Origin of the sequence: Solwaraspora sp. WMMB335, assembly GCF_049179075.1 — a bacterium.
Lineage (GTDB): Bacteria > Actinomycetota > Actinomycetes > Mycobacteriales > Micromonosporaceae > Micromonospora_E.
Genome location: NZ_JBMHMF010000001.1, coordinates 7,889,013 through 7,913,173 on the forward strand (window position 1 = coordinate 7,889,013; position 24,161 = coordinate 7,913,173).

Annotated in this window: 20 protein-coding genes; 15 read left to right on the top strand and 5 right to left on the bottom strand. The window is 69.8% G+C overall.

Annotation, left to right across the window (positions count from 1 at the left end):
- The first annotated feature begins 5 nt into the window (after positions 1-5).
- Both ACN27F_RS33725 and ACN27F_RS33730 read left to right on the top strand, forming a co-directional pair.
- Positions 6-977, top strand: coding sequence for an enoyl-CoA hydratase/isomerase family protein (locus ACN27F_RS33725; RefSeq protein WP_421439688.1), 972 nt, complete (start codon positions 6-8; stop codon positions 975-977).
- Between the two features lie 8 nt (positions 978-985).
- The gene (locus tag ACN27F_RS33730) at positions 986-1,981 is read left to right on the top strand and encodes an LLM class flavin-dependent oxidoreductase (RefSeq protein ID WP_421439690.1); all 996 of its coding nucleotides are present in this window, start codon (positions 986-988) and stop codon (positions 1,979-1,981) included.
- Here the strand turns inward: ACN27F_RS33730 and ACN27F_RS33735 are convergent.
- The 4 genes from ACN27F_RS33735 to ACN27F_RS33750 form a co-directional block, all read right to left on the bottom strand.
- Positions 1,974-4,316, bottom strand: coding sequence for a glycoside hydrolase family 3 N-terminal domain-containing protein (locus ACN27F_RS33735; protein ID WP_421439692.1), 2,343 nt, complete (start codon positions 4,314-4,316; stop codon positions 1,974-1,976). The two genes, ACN27F_RS33730 and ACN27F_RS33735, sit on opposite strands and share 8 nt — an antisense overlap.
- Before the next feature lie 71 nt (positions 4,317-4,387).
- On the bottom strand, positions 4,388-5,254 hold the full coding sequence (locus tag ACN27F_RS33740) for a carbohydrate ABC transporter permease (protein WP_421439694.1): 867 nt from the start codon (positions 5,252-5,254) through the stop codon (positions 4,388-4,390).
- A gap of 1 nt (position 5,255) precedes the next feature.
- Positions 5,256-6,254, bottom strand: a complete 999-nt coding sequence (locus ACN27F_RS33745; RefSeq protein WP_421439696.1) for a carbohydrate ABC transporter permease — start codon at positions 6,252-6,254, stop codon at positions 5,256-5,258.
- Positions 6,251-7,558, bottom strand: a complete 1,308-nt coding sequence (locus ACN27F_RS33750; protein ID WP_421439698.1) for an ABC transporter substrate-binding protein — start codon at positions 7,556-7,558, stop codon at positions 6,251-6,253. Before ACN27F_RS33750 ends, ACN27F_RS33745 begins: the two co-directional genes overlap by 4 nt.
- A 140-nt stretch (positions 7,559-7,698) precedes the next feature.
- On the opposite strand from ACN27F_RS33750, the gene ACN27F_RS33755 reads away from it, so the two are divergent.
- A complete protein-coding gene (locus ACN27F_RS33755; protein ID WP_421439699.1) occupies positions 7,699-8,787 on the top strand; it encodes a LacI family DNA-binding transcriptional regulator in 1,089 nt (362 codons plus the stop codon).
- A 27-nt stretch (positions 8,788-8,814) separates the two neighbouring features.
- Here ACN27F_RS33755 and ACN27F_RS33760 read toward each other — a convergent pair whose 3' ends face one another.
- Complete coding sequence (locus ACN27F_RS33760; RefSeq protein WP_421440602.1) at positions 8,815-9,804, bottom strand: LacI family DNA-binding transcriptional regulator; 990 nt, start codon at positions 9,802-9,804, stop codon at positions 8,815-8,817.
- A 246-nt stretch (positions 9,805-10,050) separates the two neighbouring features.
- Here ACN27F_RS33760 and ACN27F_RS33765 point away from each other — a divergent pair, with 246 nt between their 5' ends.
- The 12 genes from ACN27F_RS33765 to ACN27F_RS33820 all read left to right on the top strand — a co-directional run bounded on the left by ACN27F_RS33765 (position 10,051) and on the right by ACN27F_RS33820 (position 24,160).
- Positions 10,051-10,932, top strand: coding sequence for a carbohydrate ABC transporter permease (locus tag ACN27F_RS33765; RefSeq protein ID WP_421439700.1), 882 nt, complete (start codon positions 10,051-10,053; stop codon positions 10,930-10,932).
- Positions 10,929-11,774, top strand: a complete 846-nt coding sequence (locus tag ACN27F_RS33770; protein ID WP_421439701.1) for a carbohydrate ABC transporter permease — start codon at positions 10,929-10,931, stop codon at positions 11,772-11,774. Before ACN27F_RS33765 ends, ACN27F_RS33770 begins: the two co-directional genes overlap by 4 nt.
- Before the next feature lie 24 nt (positions 11,775-11,798).
- Positions 11,799-12,977, top strand: a complete 1,179-nt coding sequence (locus ACN27F_RS33775; protein ID WP_421439703.1) for an extracellular solute-binding protein — start codon at positions 11,799-11,801, stop codon at positions 12,975-12,977.
- Positions 12,978-13,169: 192 nt separating this feature from the next.
- The gene (locus tag ACN27F_RS33780; RefSeq protein ID WP_421434390.1) at positions 13,170-14,492 is read left to right on the top strand and encodes an IS110 family transposase; all 1,323 of its coding nucleotides are present in this window, start codon (positions 13,170-13,172) and stop codon (positions 14,490-14,492) included.
- 350 nt (positions 14,493-14,842) lie between these two features.
- Positions 14,843-16,870, top strand: a complete 2,028-nt coding sequence (locus ACN27F_RS33785) for a beta-galactosidase (protein WP_421439705.1) — start codon at positions 14,843-14,845, stop codon at positions 16,868-16,870.
- A 130-nt stretch (positions 16,871-17,000) separates the two neighbouring features.
- Positions 17,001-18,374 (top strand): MFS transporter, encoded by a 1,374-nt coding sequence (locus tag ACN27F_RS33790; protein ID WP_421439707.1) that lies wholly within the window; start codon positions 17,001-17,003, stop codon positions 18,372-18,374.
- Positions 18,335-19,522: a radical SAM protein gene (locus tag ACN27F_RS33795; RefSeq protein WP_421439709.1), complete on the top strand. Its 1,188-nt coding sequence runs from the start codon at positions 18,335-18,337 to the stop codon at positions 19,520-19,522. The genes ACN27F_RS33790 and ACN27F_RS33795 overlap by 40 nt, the downstream gene beginning before the upstream one ends.
- Before the next feature lie 3 nt (positions 19,523-19,525).
- On the top strand, positions 19,526-19,786 hold the full coding sequence (locus ACN27F_RS33800; RefSeq protein WP_421439711.1) for an acyl carrier protein: 261 nt from the start codon (positions 19,526-19,528) through the stop codon (positions 19,784-19,786).
- Positions 19,783-21,099, top strand: coding sequence for a hypothetical protein (locus ACN27F_RS33805; RefSeq protein ID WP_421439713.1), 1,317 nt, complete (start codon positions 19,783-19,785; stop codon positions 21,097-21,099). The genes ACN27F_RS33800 and ACN27F_RS33805 overlap by 4 nt, the downstream gene beginning before the upstream one ends.
- A complete protein-coding gene (locus ACN27F_RS33810) occupies positions 21,089-22,099 on the top strand; it encodes a Gfo/Idh/MocA family protein (protein ID WP_421439714.1) in 1,011 nt (336 codons plus the stop codon). Before ACN27F_RS33805 ends, ACN27F_RS33810 begins: the two co-directional genes overlap by 11 nt.
- On the top strand, positions 22,077-23,108 hold the full coding sequence (locus ACN27F_RS33815; protein WP_421439716.1) for a phosphotransferase family protein: 1,032 nt from the start codon (positions 22,077-22,079) through the stop codon (positions 23,106-23,108). The genes ACN27F_RS33810 and ACN27F_RS33815 overlap by 23 nt, the downstream gene beginning before the upstream one ends.
- Positions 23,105-24,160, top strand: coding sequence for a hypothetical protein (locus ACN27F_RS33820; RefSeq protein ID WP_421439717.1), 1,056 nt, complete (start codon positions 23,105-23,107; stop codon positions 24,158-24,160). Before ACN27F_RS33815 ends, ACN27F_RS33820 begins: the two co-directional genes overlap by 4 nt.
- The last annotated feature ends 1 nt before the right edge of the window (position 24,161 follow it).

Consider the following 24,161-nt stretch of genomic DNA (forward strand, 5'->3'; position numbering starts at 1 on the left):
CCGCTGTGAAGAAGACCGAAGCCGAACTTCTGGAGCACCAGTGGGACGTCGAGAACATGGAGGTCGACCCCGAGGTCCTCGCGACGTACGTCCGGTACGACGTCGACGAGCAGCGATCCGTGGCGACCATCACCTTCGACCGTCCCGAACGGCTCAACGCCATCCCGGTGGCCGCCTTCGAACGCGTCGGTGACCTGGTCCGGCAAGCCGAGACCGACGACCGGGTCAAGGTGATCGTGTTCAAGGGGGAGGGCGACCATTTCGGTACCGGCGCCGACGCCGCCGAACTCGGCCACTACATCGGCTACAAGACCGGCACGGACTCCGCGTCGCGACGGCGTCCGGCCCAGCGCCAGCGGATTCTGCCCGACCGTAACGTGCTCAGTTCCGGCTTCACCCGTCCGATCATCGAGTCGCTGAAGGCGACCATCTGCCAGGTGCAGGGGTACTGCTACGGCGGCCACTTCCAGATCGCGCTGTCGGCCGACATCGTCATCGCCAGCCCCGATGCCCGGTTCACCCACCCGGCGTTCCGCTACCTCGGACCGGCGCCGCAGGACATGTACCACTGGATCGAGAAGGTCGGCCTGACCACGATGAAGGACGTGATGCTGACCATGCGGGCGATCGGCGCCGAGGAGGGTGAGCGCAAGGGCCTGGTCACCAAGGTCGTCGAGCGTGACGAACTGCAGCGGTGGGTCGACGACTACGCGGACGCGATCGCGGTCATGCCGCTGGACTCCCTGATGATGGGCAAGTCGATGATGCAGCTGGTCATGGAGGCCAGGGGTAAGGGACTCGGCGCGATGACCGGTTGGGTCGGGCACGGCTGGGCGACCAACGTCAGCTTCGACGAAGGGGACTGGAACTTCCTCAAGGAGCGTCGCGAGAAGGGCATCGGCCAGGCGCTGGCCGACCGGGACCGGCTGGTCGCGCCCTTCTTCCGGCTCAGCGACACCCGCTCTCGGGAGAAGTAGGCACAGCGGTGAAGTTCGGTATCCTCCTCGACCACCAGTATGATCCCGGCGACGATCTGCGGCGGCGGATCGGCGAGACGATCGAGTACGTCCAGCACGTCCGGGACCTCGGCTACGACTCGGTGTTCGGCATCCACCACTATCTGTCGTCGCTGTGCACGCCGCAACCGATGCCGCTGCTGAGCCGGCTCGTCGAACACTCCGGCGACATGCAGCTGGGCACCGGGATCCTCATCCTGCCACTGGGCCACCCGGTGCACTGGGCCGAGGAGATCGCCACCATCGACCAGATGTCCGGCGGCCGTTTCGTGCTGGGTATCGGCTCGGGCTACCGTGAGGTGGAGTTCGCCTCCTTCGGCGTCGACCGGCGCACCCGGGTGTCGCGGATGAACGAGGCGCTCGCGGTGATGCAGCGGCTGTGGACCGGCGAACCCGTCCACCACGAGGGCCGGCACTTCAGCCTCGACGGGGTGCGGTGCAGCGTGTTGCCCGTCCAGCGGCCGCATCCGCCGGTCTGGGTCGGTGCCAACGGACCGACCGGCATCGCCCGGATCGCCCGGCAGGGGCTGCCCTGGCTGGCTCCGTCGAATGTGCGCCGCAACTGGGCCGTGGGCAACCTGGCCGACTACCGGGAGCAGCGCAGGGCAGCTGGCTTCAGCGAGCAGGACGCGGTGTTTCCGATCCACCGTGATCTGTGCGTCGCGGACTCCTTCGACGCCGCGTACGCGATAGCCGGCGACGCGGTGCGCCGCTCCTACGGCGAGTACGTCCAGTACGGTATGGACTTTTTCGCATCTCAGTGGGACGCGATCAGGGAGAAGGCTCTCTTCTTCGGCTCGCCCGACGACATCGTCGCGAAGGTCTCCGACTTCGCCGCCGCCGGCTACAACCACTTCGTCTTCCGTGCCCAGTGGCTCGGACTGCCGATCGAGCGGTCCATCCAGATCGTCGAGCGGTTCGCCCGCGAGGTCATGCCGAGGTTCCGGTCCGGTCCTGTCAGCTGATCTCGGAGGTCGTCCACCGTTCGGCGGCCACAGTGACCGGCACGGTCTGTCCGACCAGAGCGGTCCGCCCCTGCGCCAGCCGTTGCGCGCTCGTACCCACCCAGACCTCGACGTCACCGGGCTCGACCACCCGGGTCAGGGTGCGGTCGGAGAAGGCCAGGCGGGTCGTGGGCACCGTCAGCTCGACCGTGGCCGTCTCGCCCGGTTCGAGACGGACCCGGCGGTATCCGAGAAGCTGCGCCACCGGCCGGGTCACCGAGGCCACGAGGTCGTGACCGTAGAGCTGGACCACCTCGTCACCAGCGACCGGCCCGGTGTTCGTCACCCGTACGGTCACCACCAACGCCCCGTCGCTGGGCACCGTCGTCGGCACGGTCAGCTCCGAGTAGGCGAAGGTGGTGTAGGACAACCCGTGGCCGAACGGCGCCGGTGGGGTCACCGACAGGTTGGTCACCTCGTCGCCCTCGCCGAGGGCCGGGTGCAGGTACGAGTACGGCTGCGCACCGGCCGACCGGGGCAGGCTGACCGGCAGCCGCCCAGAGGGGTTGACCCGCCCGGAGAGCACCCCGGCGATCGCCGCGGCACCCTCCTCGCCGGGGAAGAACGCCTGCACCACCGCGGCGCACCGCTCCAACGCCCAGCCGATCGCGTAGGGCCGCCCGGTCAGCAGCACCAGGACCACGGGGGTGCCGGTCGCCAGCACGGCCTCGACGAGGTCGCGCTGCACTCCGGGCAGCTCCAGATCGTCGGTGTCGCACCCCTCGCCGACGGTGCCGCGCCCGAACAGACCGGCACGGTCCCCGACGACCAGCACGGCCACCTTCGCGGCGCGAGCGACGGCGACGGCTTGCGCGAAGCCGGACCGGTCGTCGTCGTCGACGTCGCAGCCACGTGCCCAGCTGACGAGTTCGGCGTCGAACTCCGCCCGTACCGCGTCGAGAACCGTCGGCACCTCGATCCCGGTCGCCACGTCGGGATGTTGAGGCAGCACGTGGTTGACGAACGAGTAGCACCCGAAGAGTGCGCTGGGCTGGTCGGCGTTGGGCCCGATCACCGCCATCGGCCGACCGGGGGACAGCGGCAGGGCGTCCCGGTTGGTGACCAGGACGATGGACCGCTCCGCCAGGCGGCGAGCGATCGCCCGATGCTCGGGGGAGTCGAGGTCGATCTGGCGGGGCGGGTCCTCCGTGAAGGTGGCGTCGAGCAGCCCGAGATCCCGCTTCTGGCGGAGGACCCGCAGCACCGCCCGATCGAGCAGTGCCTCGTCGACCCTGCCCCGGCGTACCGCCTCCGGCAGCGTCAGGTAGGCGTCGCCGGTCGGCAGTTCGATGTCGACCCCGGCCGTCAGCGCCTGGACGGCGGCCTCGGTGTGGTCGTCCGCGACGTGGTGCAGCAGCGTGAGGAACGCCACCCCGAAGTAGTCCGCCACCACCACCCCGTCGAAACCCCACCGGTCGCGCAGTACGCCGGTGAGCATGGCCGGGTCGGCGGCGACAGGTACTCCGTCGATCTCGGCGTAGGAGTGCATGACCGCGCGGGCACCGCCGTCGAGCAGCGCCATCTCGAACGGGGGCAGCAGCACGTCGGCGACCTCCCGGGGGCCGGCGTGCACCGGCGCGAAGTTGCGGCCGGCGCGCGAGGCCGAGTAGCCGACGAAGTGCTTGAGGGTGGCGTGCACCCCGCCCGACTGCAGACCCCGGATGTACGCGGTGCCGATCGTCCCCACCAGGTAGGGGTCCTCGGAGATGCACTCCTCGACCCGGCCCCACCGCGGGTCGCGGATCACGTCGAGCACCGGTGCGAGGCCCTGGTGCACGCCCAGGGCCCGCATCGACGTACCGATCGTCGCCGCCATCTCGGCGACCAGGTCGGGATCGAACGCCGCTCCCCATGCCAGCGGTGTCGGGAAGGTCGCCGCCTGCCACGCGGACAGGCCGGTCAGGCACTCCTCGTGGACGATCGCCGGGATACCGAGCCTGGTCTGCGTGACCAGATCGGACTGGAACTTCCACAGCCACGCCGCGCGTGTCACGGGGTCGACGGGGCGGGTGCCGTACACCCGGGTGAGGTGACCGAGGCCGTGCCGGGAGAACTCCTCGAGCCGGGTGGCGGCACCGAACTCGCCCTGCAGCGGCGCGACGGTCTCACCGTCCTCCTTCTCCCAGAAGCCGACGAGCTGGGCGATCTTTTCCTCGACCGTCATCCGGTCGAGGAGTTCCCGGACGCGAACCTCGCTGTCGCGCACCGTCGTCCGGTCGGGCCCCTCCGGCCGGTCGTGGTGCGGACCGGCCGGTGCCGGTACGACCCCGTCCACCGTCGCGCGGACCTCAGTCATGCGGTGCCTCTCCCTTGTTGTGGCGTGCCACGTTCGTCACCGGTACGGCTGGGTGTGCGTGCCCCGGGCGGTCAGCCCTTGACGGCGCCCTGCAGGCCCCCGACGATCTGCCGCTCGGCGATGGTGAAGAAGATCAGCGCCGGCAGCATCGCCATCGAGGTGAAGGCGAGGATCCCGGCAGTGTCCGAAGTGTACTGGCTGGAGAAGTTCTGCACACCCAACGGCAGGGTGTGCAGGTTGGCGTCACCGAGGACGAGCAGTGGCAGGAGGAACGCGTTCCAACTCGTCACGAACGCGAGGATCCCGACCGTGACGAGCGCGGGACGCGACAGCGGCAGCATGATGCGCCAGAGGAAGCCGATCCGTCCGGTCCCGTCGATCGCCGCCGCGTCCTCCAACTCTCGGGGTACGGCGGTCAGGAAGGGACGCAGGATCACGATCGTGAGCGGCAGCGCGAAGGCGATCTGCGGCAGGATCACCGCGAAGTACGAGTTGATCAGGTTCATGTCGCGCAGCATCAGGTAGAGCGGCAGGATCGCCGCCCCGGCGGGGAACAGCAGCCCGAGGGTGAAGAAGGTGTAGAGAGCCTCCCGCCCCCGGAAGGTGTACCGCGCGAGCACGAACGCGGCGCAGAGCCCGAGCGTGACGACACCGAGCGTCGTACCGAAGGCGACGATCGCGCTGTTGACGGCCTGCCGCCAGAAATCGCTCTGGGTGAGCACCCGGACGTAGTTGTCGGCGACCCACGGGTCGGGCAGCGCCGCGGGGTCGGCGATGATCTGCGGGGTGGTACGGAAACCACCGATGATCACGTAGATCACCGGCGCGATCGAGACCCCCGCGACCGCGAGGGCCAGCGCGTAGGTGAGCGGGCTGCCCCACGACGAGTCCCTGCGGCGCTTGGTGGGCGGCGTCGCGGCGATGGCGTTTGTGGTCACGTCACTTCTTCCTTCCGGTCACTGCGCCTTCGATGTCGCGCCGCAGGAGGAACCGCTGGAACAGCAGCGCAGCGATGAACGAGATCCCGAAGAGGATCACGGCGATCGCGTTGCCGTAGCCCCACAGCCGAGCGAAGAAGCCGTTGTCCACCATGTACGTCGCCATGGTGGCCGAGGCACCCAACGACCGTACCGCTGGTACCGACGTCACCCAGATCATGTCGAAGACCTGCAACGAGCCGATCATCGACAGGAACATCCAGATCCGGATCGTCGGTCCCAGCAGCGGCAGGGTGACGTGGCGTTGAATCTGCCACCAGCCGGCCCCGTCGATCTGCGCCGCCTCGGTCAACTCGGCCGGCACGTTGGACAATCCGGCCAGCAGAAGGATGATCGCGAAACCGACGTACTTCCAGGTGAGCAGGAAGAGCAGGGTCCAGATCACGATGTCGAGGTCGGCGAGCCAGGGCCGCACCAGTGCACCCAGCCCCACCGACCGCAGCAGCGCGTCGACCGTGCCCCCGTCGGTCAGCAGCAGCTTCCACATGATGCCCGTGGTGACCTCGGCGAGCACGTAGGGCACGAAGACCAGCAGGCGGAACACCCGCCGGCCGCGGAACGACCGGTTGAGCAGCAGCGCGATGCCCAGGGCGATGGGGCCCTGCACCACCAGCGAGCCGACCACGATGAACGCGTTGTTGCGTAACGCGTCGCGGAAGATCGGGTCCTGGAAGGCGAGGACGTAGTTGTTCAGGCCCACGAAGTCGGTCGGCGGCCCCACGCCGCGCCAGCGGAAGAGGCTGTAGTAGACCGCGAAGCCCATCGGGACCAGCACGAACATCACGTAGACGACGATCGCCGGGGTGGTGAGCCCGATGATCTCGTACCACTTGCGCCGGGTCTCGGTCGTGCGGGAGGAAGACCGACCCGCACGCCGGATCCCCGCCGGCTGCGCGGTGGCGCTGCCGGCGGGGTTCGGGTCATGGCTGATCGTGGTCACTTGCTTGCGGCCGCCTTCATTGCGGTGACGACGTCCTCGGGCGAGCCGTTACCCGCGAAGATCGCGACGATCGCGTCGTTCATCGCGTTGCCGACGGTGCTGCCGAAGGCCGTGTCCAACCAGAGCTGGACGTAGCTGGCGTCGGCCGTGGCCTGCAGGATCGACTGGAGGGCGGGATCGGTCACGGCCGAGGCCGCCTCCGGGGACACCGGCAGGCCGGTGCCGGTCTCGGCGTAGCCCTGCTGCACCTCGGGGCTCACGATGTACTTCAGGAACTCGACGCACTCGACCGGAGCGCCCTTGGCACAGGCGAAGCCGTCGCCACCACCGAGGGCTGCGGACGGATCCCCCGCGGAACCGGTGATCGCCGGCACGGGGAACCAGCCGAGGAACCCGGCGAGCGCCTCCGGGTCGGAGGCGACGGTGTCCAGCGTGCCCCGGTTCCAGTCGCCCATCAGCTCCATGGCGGCCTCGCCGTTGGCGAGCAGCCCGTTGGCGCTGGTCGGGTCGTTCTGGCCCGGCGTGGCGATGAAGTTGGGCTGGAACGGCTCGGTCTCGATGAAGGCCTGCAGGTCCTCGCCGGCCTTGACCCAGCACGGGTCGTCGAAGTTCAGGTCGGTCGAGGCCGACCGCAGGGTGTCCACCGAGCAGGCGCGCAGGGCGAAGTTGTACCACCAGTGCGCGGCGGGCCACTTGTCACCGGCACCGAGGGCGATCGGGATGACGTCGATCGCCTTGAGCTTGGTGACCGCGTCGTTGAGCTCGTCGAAGGTGGCCGGGGGAGCGTCGATGCCGGCCTGGGTGAACAGGTCCTTGTTGTACCAGATACCTTCGATGCCCATCCGGTACGGCAGACCGTACTGGCGGCCGTCCGCCTGCCAGATCTCGACCGCCGAGCCGATGGTCTCGACCTCGGCCTGGACCTCGTCGGTGATGTCCTTCAGGTAATCGGCCTCCGCCTGCTCGCGTAGCTCACCACCGCCCCAGGCCTGGAAGATGTCCGGTGGATCGTTGCTCAGCAGGGCGGCGGGGAGCCGGGTGCGCTGGAGCTGGTTGGTCTCGATCGCCTCGATCTCGATCGTGACGGTCGGGTGCAGCGCGGAGAAGTCGTCGGCGACCTTCTCCCAGTAGTCCTTGCCGGGCCCGTCCTGGGAGGCGTTGTGCCACCAGGTCAGGGTCACCGGGTTCTCGTACAACTCGCCGGCGGGCTCCTCGCTCTCACCGCTGCCACAGGCGGCGGTGGTAAGGAGGGCGCTGGTCATGAAGAGCGCTAGGACGGCGCCTGCGCGGCGCGGAATCGCCATCTTGATCTCCTCGACTAGTCAGTCGCGGTGCTTGGCCTGACGGCGAGTTTTACAGGCACGTAACGCGGTGTCAATCGGTATCGATAACGTTTTCAACTCGACCGTGACGGGCCCGCGGAGGTCCCTCTATCATCGTTGACGTGGCGTTCTCGCAGCGTGTCAAGATGTCGGACGTGGCCCGCACGGCCGGCGTCTCGGTGGCGACCGTGTCGAAGGTCGTCAACGGCCGGTACGGCGTGGCGCAGGCGACCGTGGCGCGGGTCCAGCAGGTCATCCGCCAGCTCGGGTACGAGGCGAGCCTGGGGGCGCAGAGCCTGCGCAGCCACCGCACGAACGTCCTGGGCATCCTCGTCGCCGAGTTCGAGCCCTTCTCCACCGAGCTGCTCAAGGGCGCCTCCAAGGAGGTCGCCGGCACCGGCTACCAGCTGTTGGCCTACTCCGGCGGGGACGGCGACGGCGCGGCCGTCGGCTGGGAACGCCGGTCGCTGGCCCGACTCTCCGGCACGCTCATCGACGGGGCCGTGATCGTCACCCCGACCGTGGTCGAGACGAAGCAGGGCTTCCACGTGGTCGCGGTGGATCCGCACACGGGCCCGTCCGGCCCGCCGACCGTCGACTCCGACAACTTCGCCGGCGCCATCCTCGCGACCAACTACCTGCTCTCCCTCGGTCACCGCCGGATCGGACACATCATCGGTCGGACCGGTCTGGAGTCGGCGCGGCTTCGGGAGGCGGGCTTCCGCAAGGCGATGGCCGACGCGGGCGTGCCGGTCGACGAGAAGCTCGTGCGGGTCGGCGGGTTCCGGATCGAGAGCGCCGCCGGCACCGCCACCGAGCTGCTCGGCCTCCCCGACCGGCCGACCGCGATCTTCGCGGGCAACGACCTTTCCGCGATCTCCACGCTGAACGTCGCCCGAGAGCTGGGAATCACCGTCCCTGACGACCTCTCCGTGATCGGGTTCGACAACATCCCGGAGTCGGCGCTGGTCAACCCGCCCCTGACCACGATCATGCAGCCCTTGCAGCGGATGGGTGCCGAGGCGTTGCGGCTGCTCGTCGACATGATCGCCGGCGTCGATCGGGACACCCACGTCCGACTGCCGACCGAGCTCGTCGTCCGCGCCTCGTGCCGTCGCTATGCGTCACCCGTCGGGGAGAGCGTCCCGGCCCAGGTCCCTGCCGTGGCCACCGGGACCGCGGCCGCGGCCACCGAGACCGCACCGGTCTGACGGCTCGGCCGGCGGGGGCCGTAGCAGTCAGAGCGGCCGGGGCGGGGCCGTGCTCGCGCGTACGACCAGCCGGGTCGGTACCAGTGTCGTCCCTCGTTCCGATCCGCCGCGGTCGATCTGGCGTACGACGCCCTGCACGCACCGCTGGCCGACCTCGGCGAAGTCCTGGTGGACCGTCGTGAGCGGCGGGATGAAGGAGGCCGCGTCGGGGATGTCGTCGAACCCGACGACGCTGACGTCACCGGGGACCGAGCGCCCGCGTTCGTGCAACGCCCGCAGCACCCCCAGCGCCATCTGGTCGTTGGCGGTGAAGACGGCGGTGCACTCGGGCGTGTCGGCGAGCGTGCGCCCGGCCTGGTAGCCGGACTCGGCCGACCAGTCGCCGCGTAGCGGGGCAGGTACTGGCCGGCCGGCCTCCTCGAGGGCCTGCCGCCAGGCCAGCGTGCGGCGGTTGGCCGCGTACGACGCCTGCGGGCCGGTCACGTGCCAGACCGTGCGATGGCCGAGGCCGAGCAGGTGGGTGACGGCCTGCCGGGCGCCGTCGGCCTGGTCGGTGTCGACCACGGCGTAGCGGTCGCCGGCGTCCGAGTCGACGACCACGACCTGGACGTGTGGTGGCAGGGCCACGGTCGCGGTGTCCAGCAGGTGGACCTCCATGATGACGATGATCCCGTCGACGGCGAGCTCGTCCAGGCGGGTGAAGGCGCCGAGCACACCGTCGTGGGTGGGCATCCCGACGGGGATCAGGGTGATGGCGTACCCCAGGGCGCCGGCGTGATTGGCGATGGCCTCTAGCGTGCGGCTGTTGCCGATGTGCGACAGGGAGAAGAGGATGACGCCGATGGTTCTGAACTCGCCGCGTTTGAGCGCGCGGGCGGCGCTGTTCGGCCGGTACCCCAGCTCACGCATTGCCGCCAGGACCTGTTGACGGGTGCTGCTGACGACGCCGGCGTGGCCGTTGGACACGCGCGAGACGGTCTGCGAGGACACGCCTGCCAATCGCGCGACGTCGGCCATCGAGACCCGCGGCGGTTTGGGCTGGATCAACGGTCTCCTCTCTCCCGGGACGGCGACGTGCACGGTGACCGGCGAGAAACCGACGCTTGACCGCTCGTCTGGCTCGGTGCCACCATAGCCCCGGATGTTTACGTAAACATCACGGAGCTCCACCGTATGCCAGCCAGCTGAGCCCGGCCCCACAGACCCGCCGCCGACCGGCGATGTTTACGTAAACAGGAGATGGTGGATCCGGGAAGGGGCGGCATGGCCCAGCGGCAGCGCCGCAGCTGGACGGGGTGGGCGTTCATCGGTCCGTTCATGGCCGTGTTCACCTTCGTCTTCGTCGCGCCCATCGCGTACGCGATCTACCTGAGCTTGTTCCGGACCAGGCTGATCGGTGGGACCAGCTTCGTCGGGCTCGACAACTACCGCACGGCCTTCACGGACCAGCAGTTCTGGTCGTCGGTCGGACGGGTGGCGGTGTTCCTCGTGGTCCAGGTCCCGATCATGCTGTTCCTCGCGCTGCTGGTGGCGCTGGCCATCGACAGCGGGCGTCTCTACGGCAAGGCGTTCTTCCGGATCACGATCTTCATGCCGTACGCGGTGCCGGCCGTCGTCGCCACCCTCATGTGGGGCTTCATGTACGGCAGCCAGTTCGGCCTGATCGGCAACGTCAACGACGTACTGGGACTGACCCTGCCCGACCCGCTGGGTCCGCGCTGGCTGCTCGCCTCCATCGGCAACATCGTGACCTGGGAGTTCCTCGGCTACAACATGCTGATCTTCTACAGCGCGCTGCGGGTCGTCCCGAAAGCGCTGTACGAGGCGGCCGCGCTGGACGGGGCCGGGCAGCTGCAGGTGATCCGCGCCATCAAGCTGCCGGCGATCCGCGGTGCGCTGCTGATTGCCACGATCTTCTCGATCATCGGGACGTTCCAGCTGTTCAACGAGCCCAGCATCCTGCAGAAGCTGGCGCCGAACACCATCACGACGTCGTACACACCCAACCTGTACGCCTACTCGCTGTCGTTCGCCGGCCAGCAGTACAACTACGCCGCGACGGTCGCGATCGTCATGGGCGTCCTCACCGCCGCGGTGGCCTGCACCGTGCAGTTGCGCGGCACGCGAGAGGAGCGCCGGCGATGACGCGCCGCCGCAGTCCGCTGCTCACCGCGCTGACCGGCGTCATGCTGGTCTACAGCCTGATCCCGCTGGTGTGGCTGGCGATCAACGCGACGAAGACCCAGGAGGGACTGTTCAGCTCGTTCGGGCTGTGGTTCTCCGACGACGTCGCGCTCTGGGACAACGTCCGCGACACCCTCACCTACGACGACGGCGTCTTCGTCCGCTGGCTGGGCAACACCCTGCTCTACGTCGTGCTCGGCGCCGGGGGAGCGACCGCGCTGGCCACGCTGGGCGGCTACGCGCTGGCGAAGTTCGACTTCCCCGGCAAACGTGGCGTCTTCGCCGTGGTCATCGGCGCGGTGGCGGTGCCGGGAACCGCATTGGCGGTGCCGACGTTCCTCATGTTCGCCGAGCTCGGGTTGACCAACACCCCGTGGGCGGTCATCATCCCGTCGCTCGTCTCCCCGTTCGGGCTCTACCTCATGTGGACCTTCACCGCCGAGGCGGTCCCCACCGAGCTGATCGAGGCGGCCCGCGTCGACGGCGCCGGCGAGCTGCGCACCTTTCTGCGCGTGTGCGTGCCGCTGCTGGGTCCGGGCGTCGTGACCGTGGCGCTGTTCACCATGGTCGCCACCTGGAACAACTACTTCCTGCCGCTGATCATGCTCAAGAACCCGGACTGGTACCCGTTGACCCTGGGCCTGCACGCATGGAACGACCAGGCCGCGACGGCCGGCGGGCAGGCCATCTTCCACCTCGTGATCACCGGATCGCTGCTCACCATCGTTCCGCTTCTGCTCGTCTTCCTTCTCCTGCAGCGCTACTGGCGGTCCGGCCTGACCGCTGGCGGCGTGAAGGACTGACCCGCACCCGAAAGAGGACCCGTGATGATCAACCGACGCACATTCCTGCGCGGAACCGCCGCCGTCACGACCGCCGTCGCCGCGTCCGCCGCCCTGGCCGCGTGCGGCGACGACACGACGGACGACCCGGCGGGCGCGTCCGCCGCCGACGTCGACGCCGCGCTGGCCGCCGGCGGCACCATCGTCGTGTGGGCGTGGGAGCCGACCCTCCAGCAGGTCGTCACCGCGTTCCAGGCCAGGTACCCCAAGGTCACCGTGAACCTGGTCAACGCCGGTACGAGCAACGACCAGTACCAGGCGCTGCAGAACGCGATCTCGGCCGGCTCCGGGGTGCCCGACCTGGCCCAGATCGAGTACTTCGCGCTGCCGCAGTTCGCGCTCGGCGAGTCCCTGACCGACCTGACCGCGTTCGGCGCGGACGCCCTCGACGCGACGTTCACCCCCGGCCCGTGGGCATCGGTCAGGACCGGGGGAGGCCTGTTCGGTCTCCCGATGGACTCCGGCCCGATGGCCCTGTTCTACAACAAGAGGGTCTTCGACAAGCACGGGATCACCGTCCCCGCCACCTGGGACGAGTACCTCGCCGCCGCCGCGAAGCTGCACGCGGCCGACCCGACGGCGTACATCACCAACGACATCGGCGACGCCGGCTTCACCACCAGCATGATCTGGCAGGCCGGCGGCACGCCGTTCACCGTGGACGGCACGACTGTCACGATCGATCTCGCCGATGCGGGCTCCACCAGGTTCGTCGCCCTGTGGCAGCAGCTGATCAGCCAGGAGCTGCTCGCGCCGGTGGGTTCCTGGAGCGATGGCTGGTACAAGGGCCTGGCCGACGGCAGCATCGCCACGCTGGTCATCGGCGCATGGATGCCGGCCAACCTGGAGTCCGGGGTTGCCGCCGCCAGCGGCGACTGGCGCGTCGCGCCGATGCCGCAGTGGACCGCGGGCGGCTCCGCGACGTCGGAGAACGGCGGCAGCTCGCTGGCGATTCCGAAGGCGGGCACGAACAACGCGCTGGCGTACGGGTTCATGACGTTCGCCACCGTCGGCGAGGGGGCCCAGATCCGGGTCGACAACGGCGCCTTCCCGGCGACCAACGACCAGCTGACGTCGGACGCCTTCATCGGCAGGCAGCTCGAGTACTTCGGCGGGCAGAAGGTCAACGAGTCACCCTGTGCCGAGCACGCCGCTATGGCGTGAAAAACTGCGGTACGGTCGCCCGCCGACGCCGATGGGATCTTGGCACTTGAAGCCGTTAACGAGTCTGGCGCGGGGCCCGACCTCGATGGGTCGCACACTGTTGCTTCGAGCACGCCGGTCAGATTTCTTGGTTCCCGACCGTGGCCCACGGGCGACCTCCCACCCCCTTCTGCCCGTATGGAGCCCGGTGGCATGTCACGAGAACCTGAAGAGATCCACGACCCCGACCATGAGATCCGGTTGAGCCGGGTCGCGGCCATCGACGTCGCGAAGGCATCCGGCAAGGTCTGTACCCGGCTACCGCATCCGACTCAGCCTCACCGCAGGGTGACGCTGGTCTGGGACGTCGTGTCCACGACCAACGAGCTCTGCGCCTTGGCCCAGCGGTTGGTCACCGATCAGATCGAACGTGTCGTTCTGGAGTCGACCGGCGACTACTGGCGACCGTTCTACTACATCCTGGAAGCCCACGGGGTGACCGTGTGGCTGGTCAACGCCAACGACGTCAAGCAGGTCCCGGGCCGACCCAAGACCGACAAGCTCGACGCGGTCTGGCTGGCCAAGCTCAACGAGCGTGGGATGCTGCGGCCCTCGTTCGTGCCGCCGAAGGCGATCCGGGACATCCGCGACTACACCCGGCTGCGCCACGACCTCGTCGCGGACCGGACCCGCTACAAGCTGCGCTTGGACAAGCTGCTGGAAGACGCTTTGATCAAGCTGTCCACGGTGGCTACCAACTTCCTCGGGCTGTCCGGAAGAGCGATGATCGACGCTCTCGTCGCGGGTGAACGCGATCCCCGCCGACTGGCCGAGCTGGCCCTGGGCAAGCTACGGGTCAAACGTCCCGCTCTGGTTGAGGCGTTGACCGGCCGTTTCGACGACCATCACGCCACGATCGCTGTCGTCCTGCTGCAGCAGATCGATGCCCTTGACGTCGAGATCGACAAGCTCACCGTGATCATCGACCAGCTAATCGCCGCACTGCCTCCGACGGGTACTGGTGAGGACTGTCCTCCTGCGGCCCATCAGCCTTCGGTCTTGGAGCGGCTCGACGAGATCCCTGGTGTCGGACCTCGGGTCGCTCAGATCATCATCGCGGAGACCGGCGGGAACATGGCCCAGTTCCCCACCGCTGGCCACCTGGTGTCCTGGACGAAACTGTCCCCACGCACCATGCAGTCCGGGTCAAAGACCCGCCGCGGACCCACCGGCCGTGGCAGCCCCTACCTTAAAAGTGTGCTCGGTGACGCCGCCGCGGCAGCCGCCCGCACCGACACCTTCCTCGGCGAACGCTACCGGCGCCTGGTCAAACGCCGAGGCAAAGCCAGAGCCCTGGTCGCGATCGCCAGATCCATCCTGACGATCGTCTGGCACATCCTGGCCGACCCGACCGCTAGCTTCATCGATCTCGGCCCGGACCACTACGCCACCCATATCAACAAGCACCGCAAGACCCGTAGCCTCATCCGCCAGCTCGAAGCCCTCGGCCACACCGTTCAGCTCAACCCGGCCTGACCAGCACCACACCCAACGGACAAATTCAGAACCTCGTCGGGGCTGCGCCCCGACGCTGCCGCCTGCCCACTCACGGTTGTTTTTCCGGTCAGATCCTGGCCCGGGCCGCGGCGGACGTCGTCCCCGGCTGGTCGTACCTGCCGTTCCAGGTCTACGCCAACAGCATCTTCAACGACACCGTCGGCCAGGCGTACGTGTCGGACACGGCCCTGTCCGACGGACTGAGGGCCTGGCAGGACGCCTGCGTCAAGTACGGCCGGGACCAGGGCTTCACGCTCGCCTGACCGGTGCCGCTACGCCGGGCGAGTGGCGGCCCGGGACAACCCAGGACCAGCGAGGAGCACTCAGACGTGAGCAACCGCCCCCGATGGCTGCGGCGCCCGGCCGGTGCCGCCCCGGCCCTGGCGTACGGCGCCGACTACAACCCGGAGCAGTGGTCCCGTTCCGTGTGGCACGAGGACATGCGGTTGATGCGCGAGGCCGGGGTGACCATCGTCTCCCTGGCCATCTTCGCCTGGGCACGGATTCAGCCGTCGCCGGACACCTGGTGCTTCGACTGGCTCGACGACATCATGGATCTGCTGCACGCCAACGGCATCGCGGTCGACCTGGCCACCGCGACGGCGTCGCCGCCGCCCTGGCTGACCACCCGGCATCCGGAGATTCTGCCGGTCGACCACCGCGGCGAGACGATCTGGCCCGGTGGCCGCCAGCACTGGCGCCCGACGTCACCGGTCTTCCGCTCGTACGCGCTGGCGCTGGTCGCGGAGATGGCCCGCCGCTACGCCGACCACCCGGCTCTCGCCGCCTGGCACATCTCCAACGAACTCGGCTGCCACAACGCGTACGACTACTCCGACGACGCCGCGAACGCGTTCCGCGACTGGCTGCGCGCGCGGTACCTCACCATCGACGTGCTCAACCACGCCTGGGGTACGGCGTTCTGGTCACAGCGCTACAGCGGCTGGACCGAGATCCTGCCACCGCGGCTGGCGGCCACCCATCTCAACCCGACCCAGCAGCTGGACTTCAAACGGTTCTCCAGCGACGCGTTACGGGCGTACCTGCGGGCCGAACGTGACATCCTGCACGAGCACACGCCGTCGGTACCCGTCACGACCAACTTCATGGTGTTCGGCGAGACCAGGGCCATGAACTACGCCGGATGGGCGCGGGACGTCGACTTCGTCTCCAACGACCACTACGTCACCCCCGGCCCGCAAGCCCTCGACGAGCTGTCGTTCTCGGCGAACCTGGTCGGCAACATCGCCGGCGGGCGGCCGTGGTTTCTCATGGAGCACTCCACCAGCGCGGTCAACTGGCAGCCGGTCAACCTCGTGAAGCGGGCCGGCGAGCTGGTCCGCGATTCGCTCGTGCACGTCGCACACGGTGCCGACGCGGTGTGCTTCTTCCAATGGCGGCAGTCGGTGGCCGGGGCGGAGAAGTACCACTCGGCGATGGTTCCGCACGCCGGCCCGGACAGCGACGTCTTCCGTTCGGTGACCCGGCTGGGCGGGTTGCTGCGCGAGCTGGCCCCGGTCGCGGGTTCCCTGCGTGAACCGGCACCCGCCGCCATCGTGTTCGACTGGGAGTCCTGGTGGGCGGCCGAGGCCGACTCACACCCCAGCGACCGGCTGCGGTACCGGCAGGAGGCACTGGACTGGTACACGGCCTTCCTCGACCTCGGTATCCGGGTGGACGTCGTGCCGCACGGGACGTCGCTGGCGGGCTACCGTATGGTCGTCGCACCGATCCTGCACCTGCTCGGCGCGGCGGCGGCCGAGCGACTGCGCGGGTACGCCGACACCGGCGGCCACCTGGTCGCCACTTATTTCTCCGGCATCGTGGACGAGAACGACCACGTGTGGCTCGGCGGCCACCCCGGCGCGCTGCGCGACCTGCTCGGAGTGCGGATCGAGGAGTTCGAGCCACTGCGCGACGGCGAGCAGGTGCCGCTGGACCTCGGCCTGGTCGCGACCCTGTGGACCGAACGCGTGCGGATCACCGGCACCGACGTCGCGGTCCTGGCCCGCTACGCCGGCGGCGAGCTCGACGGCCATCCGGCCGTCACCCGCCGCAGCACCGGTGCCGGCTCGGCCGCCTACGTCTCCACCCGGCTCGGCCATCCGGGCCTGACGCGGGTACTGGCCGATCTGGCTGCCAGGGCGGGTCTGGTGAGCGACCTTCCCCGCGCCGTGCGTCGCCAGGTCGAGCTGGTGGTCCGCGCGACGGGGCCCGAGCGTTTCGTCTTTCTGATCAACCGCACCGACAGTCCGGTGACGATCGCCGACGTGGCCGGCACCGCGCTGATCGGCCGGGTTGTCGACGGTGCCGTGGAACTGGCTGCGCGGGAGGTGGCCGTCGTCCGGCTGCCCTGACGGCCCGGCCCGCCGGCCCACCAGCTTCGCTGGCGGAGGCGGAGGCGACGGCGGGACGCAGACGGTTGGCGATCTTATCGATCGATGTGATTTCATGGATCATTGACGGTCGGTGACATGGGGGTAGCTGTTGGGTGTCGGATCGGGCATCGGGGCGGATCGGGACACCGCTGGCGACGATCCGTCGTCCGCCAGACCCGTCGCCCGGCAGCCGCGTCCGGTAACGGTGAACCGGGACTTCGCGCTGTTCTGGACGGCCCAGACCGCCAGTGCCATCGGTGACCGGATAACCGGATTCACCGTACCGACCACGGTGATCCTGCTCCTCGACGCGTCGAACGTCGAGGTGGGGGTGGTGGCCGCGGCGGGATGGCTGGCCTACCCGGTCGTCGGTCTGTTCGCCGGTGCCCTGCTCGTACGGGCCGACGTGCTGCGCGTGACGGTATCCGCCGAACTGGTCCGGTGCGGAGTCTTCGCGCTGCTGGCGGTCGCGCTCGCCAGCGGGTGGATCACCTCGGTGGCTCCCGTGGTCGCCCTGGTCGCCGCCGCCGGTGTCGCCACCGTCTTCAGCGACCTGTGCGGTCAGGTCATGGTGCCAGCGCTGGTCCCGCCGGCGCGGCTGGTCGGCGCGAACTCCCGTCAACAGGGCTCGGACAGCGCGTCGAAACTCGTCGGTCCCGCACTCGGCGGTGCCGTCGTCGGCGGACTCGGCACGGTCGCGGCGCTGGTCATCGGTGCGGCTCCGTTTCTGGTGTCGGCGCTGCTGCGGTCGCGGATCCGGCTTGCCGCCCCGCCCCGACCGGACCGAACGCCGGTGCTGAGGCGGGTGCGCGACGGACTGCGCTACACCCGGCACCACCCCCTGCTCCGGCCGTTGGTCACCAGCTCCGCGCTGCGGGCGTTCGGCGTCGGCGCCATCGACGCGGTCCTGCTGCTGTTCGCCTACCGCGCACTCGGCATGTCCAGCGCGGGCACCGGTCTGTTGCTCGCGACCGGCGCCGCCGCCGCGTTGCTCGGAGTGTTCGGCGCCACGCCGTTGACCCGGCTCCTCGGCGCCCGCAGAACGCTGGTGGTGACCTGCCTCGAAGGGCTGGCGTGGACCGCGCTTCCGCTGTGTCTGCTGGTGTCCGCGCCGGTCGCCCTGCTGTTCGCGATCCGCGCCTTCGCCGCGCTGTGGATGCCGGCGTGGGGGGTGGTGGTCACCAGCATCCGGCAGCAGGTGACTTCGGCCGACCGGCAGGCGACCGTACACGCCACGGCGCGCGTACTGACATCGTCGGCGATCCCGCTCGGCGCGCTGACCGGGGGGACGGCCGCCGGCCTGGCCAGTGGCCCGCTCGGCTCGTCGAGCGCGCTCGCCGCGGTGATCGCGGCAGCGGGACTGTGCGTCGCCGGATCCGTCCTGCTGCTGCCCGCGCGGCTGCCGGATCACCGTAGCCGGACCCGTCCCTCCGGCTCCACCAGATGGGAGAGATCGTGCACCCCGCTACCACCAAGACCTTGAACACCAAGGAATTCGCCGACATCCTGCACACGGTCTCCATCCGATCGGCGGCACGCAGACACCTGCGTGACGACCCCGGCTACGCCGCGCCGCTGCCGCAGGAGGTCAGCCTCCAGCTCACCTACCGGTGCAACCTGCGGTGCGTGCACTGCTACCAGTGGAACGAGCAGGGCTTCTTCCGTGACTTCAGCTCCGTCAAACAACGCTCCGAGCTGGACATCGGGGTGGTGGACCAGGTGCTGCGGGTCACCGCCGCAAACCGGGCCAAGCTGTTCCTGTGGGGTGGTGAACCGTTGATGTACACCAGGTTCACCGAGCTGGCCGAATTGCTGGAACGCTATCCGCGTACGGTGAACATGTGCACCAACGGCCTGCTGTTCCGCCGCCGGCTCGACGACCTGCTGCGCATCGGCGCGAACCTGAACCTGCTGGTCAGCCTCGACGGATTGGGTGACGAGCACGACGCGATCCGTGGTCCGGGCACCTTCGCGCGCACCGTCGAGAACATCCGGCGCATGATCGAGCTCAAACGCGCCGGTGACTTCGACGGTGAGGTCTCGTTGTCGTGCATGGTCTCCCACGCCACCGTCGGCACGATGTACCAGTTCATGCAGTGGGCCGAGGAGTTGGGCGTCAACACCGTCTACTTCCAGTTCCCGTGGTACATCAGCCCCGAGGTCGCGCGGGCCATGGACCAGCTGTACGAGCAGTCCTTCGCCTGGCTCGCCAACGACACCGGCACCAGCAGACCCACCTGGCATTCCTATACCTACCAGCTGCCCCCCGAACTGCTGCCCACGCTGCGCGAGTCGATGACCCGGCTGGCCGAGCGGCGGTGGCGGGTCCGGGTGCGCTACCAACCCCAGCTGCAACCGGACGAGGTGGAGGACTTCATCCTCGGCACTTCCCGGCCGGCACAGCACCGCAGCAAGTGCCTGGCCGTGTCGAACCGGTTGGAGGTGCACGCCGACGGCAACGTCAGCTCGTGCAAGTTCTTCCCCGAGTTCGTGGTCGGCAACCTGCATGACACCGGTGTCGTCGAGCTGTGGCGTGGCGAGGCGTTCCGCGAGGTCCGCAAGATCCTGTCGGCCGGCGGCATGATGCCGGTCTGCTCGAAGTGCATCCTGCTGTACCTGAACGGAGTGTGACCGGTGGACGAGATCTACGCGACGATCAAGAACGTGCTCGCGGGCGTCCTGATGAACGGCACCGAAGCGGCCGACATCGCCACCGACGCCGATCTGGTCGAGGAGTACGGGCTGGACTCCCTGCAGGCGATCTCCTTCCTGCTGGGGGTGGAGGACGCGTTCGACGTCGAGCTGGACTACGACTCGTTGAACCTGGACCTGTTGCGGTCGGTGCGGATCTTCGGCGCCTGGGTGGCCACGTTGGACGGCGTGGCGGCGCGGTGACGCCGGCTCTGCGGATCGGTCCGTTCGACGCCGAGAGGTGGTGGCGGCCGGACGATCTCGCCCGACTGCCGGAAACGACCATGTTCGCGGCGTCGACGCGGGGCCAGGTCGAGGCGATGGACGAGGTGCTCGCGGGGACGTGCGCACCCGGCGACACGCTCGTCACCCGGCGAGCGATGGACGGCGAGCTGCTCGCGGCGCTGGCCGAGGCCGGCCTGCGGTTCGCCAACCACCCGGTGGCCGGCACCGCGACGGCCGACACCGTGGCCGGAATGTTCGCGCGTGACCCCGCCGCACCACGGCTGTTGGCCACCCACCGGCTGGTCCCGTACGCGGTCACCGGCCCGATCGCCGCGCTCGCCCGTAGGCTACCGGCCCAGCCGGCACATTCGTTGCCGGCGGTGGCGGACGTGGCGCGGGTCAACTCCAAGACGTGGTCCAACGAGTTGGTGCGCGAACTCGGGTTCGTCGGTGCGGCAGAGCCGGTCCACTCGACCGGGGAGCTGGCGCGGGCGGTGCCGCGGGCCGGGTTTCCGGCGGTGGTCAAGGATCCGTTCGGCGTTGCCGGCGGCGGGAGTCTGACCGTTGCCTCGCCCGGCGTCCTGCGGGCGATCATCCGGGTGTTGGACCGGCAGGTGGCGGCCGGCAACCGGGTCGAACTGCTCGTGCAACGGCACTACGCCAAGCGGCACGACCTGTCCGCGCATGGCGAGCTGAGCCGCGACGGGACCTGGCGGTGGCTGGGCGTGTGTTCCGTACACAACCGGGGTTTCCGCTTCACCGGCGCCGGACCGGCCGACGAGGCGGTGGCGCCGCTGGAGCCACAGCTGCGGGCGGCGGCCGGCGAGGTGGCGCGGCGGGCGTACGCCGCCGGCTACTGGGGTCCGTTGTCGGTCGACGCGATGGTGCTCGCCGACGGCACACTTCTGCCGGTGCTGGAGGTCAACGCCCGGATCTCGCTCGGCCGGCTGGTGGTGCAGATGGACCGCTCCTGCGCCGACGGACCGGACGATCCGGCCCGCTGCCATCTCTGGCAGGTCGAGTTGACCGCGCCACCGGGGATCACCACCGGTCAGCTGCTGGCTGCGCTACGCCGCGACAACCTGCTGTACGGCGCTGGCAGGGGAGAGACGGCCGCCGGCCCGGCCCGGCCCGGGTGTGTGCCGCTGGGCGGTGTCGTGGCGACGCCGGTGACCCGGTGGCACTGCGTGCTGCGCTGCGTACCAGGGCAGATGGCACGGTTGCGGCAGCGGGTACTCGCGTCGTTGGCGTCGGTTGGCCTGCGCCAGGCGGGGTCGGCCCATGCGGCTTGATCTGGGCCTGATCGGGGCGACCGGGATCGCGGCCCGGGCGGTGATCGCGCCGAGTTCCGCGATCGGCGGGATCACGGCGGTCGCGGTCGCGGCCAGCGATCCGGACCGGGCGCGGGCGTTCGCCGAGCGACACGGTGTGCCACGGGTGCACCGCGACTACGCCGCGCTGATCGCCGACCCCACGCTGGACGCGGTCTACGTGTCGCTGCACAACTCCGCGCACGCCAGGTGGGCGCTGGCCGCCGCGCGCGCGGGCAAGCACGTGCTGGTGGAAAAGCCGCTGTGCCTGACCACCGGCGAGGCCGCGGCGCTACTGTCGGCGGCCGACGAGGCAGGGGTGCTCGTCGCCGAGGCGGTGCCCTGCGCGGGGCATCCGTGGCAGGACACGGTACGGGCGACGCTCGCCGACGGCAGGTACGGCCAGCTGCACGCGATGACGACGACCATCGAGTTCACCGTGCCGGCCGACGGCGGGTATCGGCTGCGTCGCGACCTCGGCGGCGGCATCTTCCTGGACACGGCGAGCTACTGGCTGCAGGCCGTGCAGGCGACCATCGGCCTGGCCGGCGTACGCGGCGGGGGCCGGCGGGTGCGGGTCGGGCCGGGCGGGGTCGACGTCGAGTTCGCCGCCCACGTCGAGCGGGACGGCGTACGGGCCGAGCTGGCGTGCCGGTTCGGCCCGAGACCGGTGGCCGAGCACGAGTTCCATCTCACCCGGGCCCGGCTCCGGGTCCGGGCGTTCCTGCGGCCGGTCGTGGCGGCGATGCCGTTGAACATCGCGGTACGCCACGCCGACGGTGGTACCACCATCGAGTCCTTCCCGCCGGTTTTCTACTACGACCGGCAGCTGCGGCGGTTCGCCGAACTCGTCGCCGGCGACGGATCGGCCCGTATCGCCGAGCTGGCCGCGGCGGCGGAGCGGGTCGCCGTGATGACCGCGATCCAGGACAGCGCCACAACCGATCAGGAGGGGTCCGATGGCCAGCGAGACGACCGTTGACGGGATCGGTCGGCAGATCCGACCGGACCGGACACGACTGATCGAGATGCTGCGTCGGGCCGGGGTACCCGCACCGTCGGGTTCGCTGGTCGAACCAATCTCCGGTGGCACGTTCAACACCGCGTACCGGGTCACCGGCGGGGATCGACGTCTGGTTCTCAAGATCGCGCCGCCGCCGGCGGCCGCGGGCCTGACCTACGAGCGTGACCTGCTGTGCACCGAGGCCGCCTTCTACCGCGCGGCGGCGCCCGTGTTGCCGGTGCCGGAGGTCGTGCACATCTGCACCGACCGTGACCTGGTGCCCGCCGATTGGCTGCTGATGACCGAACTGCCCGGTGCCAACTGGTTCGCCAGCCAGCGCCGGCTCGCCGAACAGCAGACCGCGCGACTGCGGCGCCAGCTCGGCTCGGCGGTCGCCGGCTTGCACCGGGTCATCGGCCTGCGCCCGGTCACCGGTGGCGGTTTCGGATATCCCCAGCTCGGGCTGTCCGCCGACTGGCCGACCGCGTTCACCGGCATGCTGGAGGCGGTCCTCGCCGATGCGGCCCGGTACGGCGTCGACCTGCCAGTGCCCGCCGAGCTGCTGCGCACCCGGCTCGCTGCGGCCCGTCCGGCACTCGCCGAGGTCACCGTACCGACTCTGGTGCACTTCGATCTGTGGCCGGGCAACGTGCTGGTCGACCCGGATCAGGTGCGGGTCACCGGGGTGGTCGACGGGGAACGCGCGTTCTGGGGCGATCCGCTCGCCGAGTTGCCGTCGCTCGGCCTGTTCGGGCGGGCGGAGGACGACCCGGACCTGATCGCCGGCTACCGTTCGGTTGGCGGGACGCTGGAGCTCGGCGCGACGGCCCGGTGCCGCCTGGAGCTGTACCGCGTCTACCTCTACCTGATCATGACCGTCGAAGTGGTGCCGCGTGGGGCGACCGGCCCGGACGACCGGGCGATGGCCAGGTTGGTCGCCGCCCACCTGCGGGCGGCCGTGGACCGGCTGGCCGGGACCGAGTCGTGATCGAGGTACTCACCTCCGGGGTCGCCCTCGGCGTGCACGTCCCCGGCGTGCTGCTGTCCGACCGGCTGCGGGAGCGGGACGTGCCGGCGCGGGTGACCGTGCTCGAACGCCTGCTGCCACCCGCGAAACTCGCCACCACCACGGCGATGAAGACGGCCTTTCACCGCGACTTCCGGGTCGCGTTGACCGGGCAGCGAATCGCGACCAACCCGGTCGAGGCGGTGCCGGGCGATCGCCTCGACGAACTGTTCGTCGACTGGTCGATCCGGCGGCCACGCCGGTTCGTCGTGTTCTCCGGATACTGGTTGCCGGTCGTCGCCCGCTACGCCGACCAGCACCGACGACACGCCAACGTCGTCGTGTGCCACGTCGACTCGGTCGCCTCGCCGTCGTTCAAGGACGCCACCGCGTACCCGGGTGAGCGGATCTGGCTCGCCGACGCCGACCGGGTGTCGACACCGGTGACGATCCCGGTGTCGCGCGCGCCGTGGCTGCCCTGGGCGGACCGGGACCGGACCCTGCTGCTGCACGGTGGCGGATGGGGGATGGGCACCTACCGCGACCAGCAGGACGCCCTGGTGGCGGCCGGCTACACACTGGACGTCATCGCGCACGAGCGCGCGGACGCCACGGTCGACGACCCGGCGGTGCGCTACCACCTCATCGACCCGGACTGGCAGCCGTGGACCGACGACGGATACCCGCCGCTGGGCCGGCTGCGCCCGGGTACCCAGACCGTCTTCGTCCCCGGCCGGGGCCATCACCCCTCGTTCGATCTGGCACGTACCGCGATGGCGGTGGTCAGCAAACCGGGCGGTGGCACCCTGCTCGACTCGCTGTGGTCGGCGACCCCGCTGGTGCTGCTCGAACCGTTCGGCGAGCACGAGCGGCGCAACGGCGAGCTGTGGCGGCGGCTCGGGTTCGGCATCGCCTTCGACGAGTGGCGCGACCGGGGATACCCGGCCGAAGCGTTGGCGCGGGCGCACACCGCCCTGCGTGGCGTGGCGCGGCGCGTTCCGGACCTCACCGAGCACCTGATATCGGGTCTGTGAC